The organism is Bacillus sp. AFS001701 (assembly GCF_002559405.1).
Lineage (GTDB): Bacteria > Bacillota > Bacilli > Bacillales > Bacillaceae_G > Gottfriedia.
On record NZ_NTZO01000565.1, the window covers coordinates 1 to 1,773 of the forward strand.

The window sequence follows — 1,773 nt, forward strand, 5'->3', positions numbered from 1 at the left end:
AATATATAGTTTTATGGTTATAAGCATTTTTTGAATCAAATGATATGACACTGGAGGTGAGTACTTATTTCTAAAGTTTTCTTTATCTTTTTTAGAATAAGCTATAAATCAAAAAACTATAAATGTAAATTATATTTAAACTAAAAGCCCTCCATTATAAGGGATTTTTATATTTATTTGTTACACAGTATTTTTTATATTGGGGTGATTTTGTGAAGAGGAGAAACTTCTTAGTAAACGGGTTACTTATGTTAATTGCTTATTTTTTTGGCTTAAGAATTGGAAATATTAGAAGTTCTGGATTGACTTTTACAAGTGCGTTTAATGATAAAGTTAGTAGTTCAACCAATGAAGAAATGAGTGAATTAAATGAAGAGTTGAGAAATATTGCGATAAACATTAAAAGTCAGGGAGCAAGAACGGATGGCACTGACTCAACACAAGCTTTTATTAAGGCAAGGGCAAAATCCAAATATATCTTTGTTCCTGAAGGTGTATATATTATTGAAAAGCTTATCTTAAAGGATGTAGTTCTATTTGGTAATGGTACACTTAAATGGAAAGGAGCTACTACATCATTTATGATGGAATTAAAAGGGAGGTGCGTTGTCAAAGGATTAACCTTTGATGGTAATGCTTCCCTACAAAATTCAATAAAAATTACTGCGATTAAACTTACAAACGCGGATAATACATCGATTAAAAATAACATTTTCACCAACTTTCATAGTAAAGTCATTTTTTCGGATATAGCAAATAGTCCAAATGTACAAGTTTTGTCAAATAGATTTGAAAATTGTGGTACCACAAAAGGTTGTGATGTTGTTACAGTAAAAAGTTCTGATTGGATAATTAGAGGAAACTTTTTTATAAATATTGGTGATGGACATTGCGTTCGTTTGGGGCTATACAATAATGATCCTACAGTCGCTCCAATTGAAAGGATTATAATAACAGAAAATACCTTTGAGCATACGCAACATGTAGGAGTAACATGCGAAATTTATACACAAAATGTTTTGATTACTGGGAACATATTTGAAAGTTTGGAACAAGCTGTTAAATGCGAATCAGAAGGTGGTACAGTATACGACATTACAATTTCAAATAATATAATTAGAAATATTACATCTTCAACAGCTTTAAATTTATCGGTAAAAAAAATAAAGTTCACAAATAATAAATGTTATAATTTAGCTGGAGGACCTTATTTCGGGGATTTTTATGATTGTTCAAACAATGAATTTTATAATTGTGGTTCTTTAGATAATGGAGTAATTAGTAATCACGGTAGTCCTTTACAAGGGATCATTGCAAATAATTTGATTGTAAATCCAAGATACCGAGGTATTGAAGTTTCCGGTGGAACGATTACCGGGAATCGTATTATTAATTGCCCAGATCAAGCCATTGGTTTGTCTAAATCTGGTTTGATTGTAAATAATTATATAAAAGGAGCAAAAAATGGCATTGTTCTATTATCGAGTGTTTCAAATTCAATTATAAATAACAATATATTCCTAAGTATTTCGGAAACTAGTATTTCATTCTCAAATAACGTATTACCTAACAATGTGATAATAAAAGATAATTTAGGAGCAGGAAACTAACTAGTAATATGTTATCTTAAAAATATAAAAATTATTAAAGGCGTATATAGATGAGTATTAAACTCTTACTAGTTAACATTTAATAAATAGTTTAAATACATAAGAGTTGTAGTTAGATTTTTATCTATACAAATGTTTAAATAGTAATTAAATAATAGATTTT

At 28.5% G+C, this 1,773-nt stretch carries 1 protein-coding gene; it reads left to right on the forward strand.

From position 1 onward, the window contains the following. The first annotated feature begins 248 nt into the window (after positions 1 to 248). Entirely contained in the window at positions 249 to 1,610 is a 1,362-nt protein-coding gene (locus tag CN514_RS23005) for a right-handed parallel beta-helix repeat-containing protein (protein ID WP_098234560.1), read from the forward strand. Positions 1,611 to 1,773: the final 163 nt, after the last annotated feature.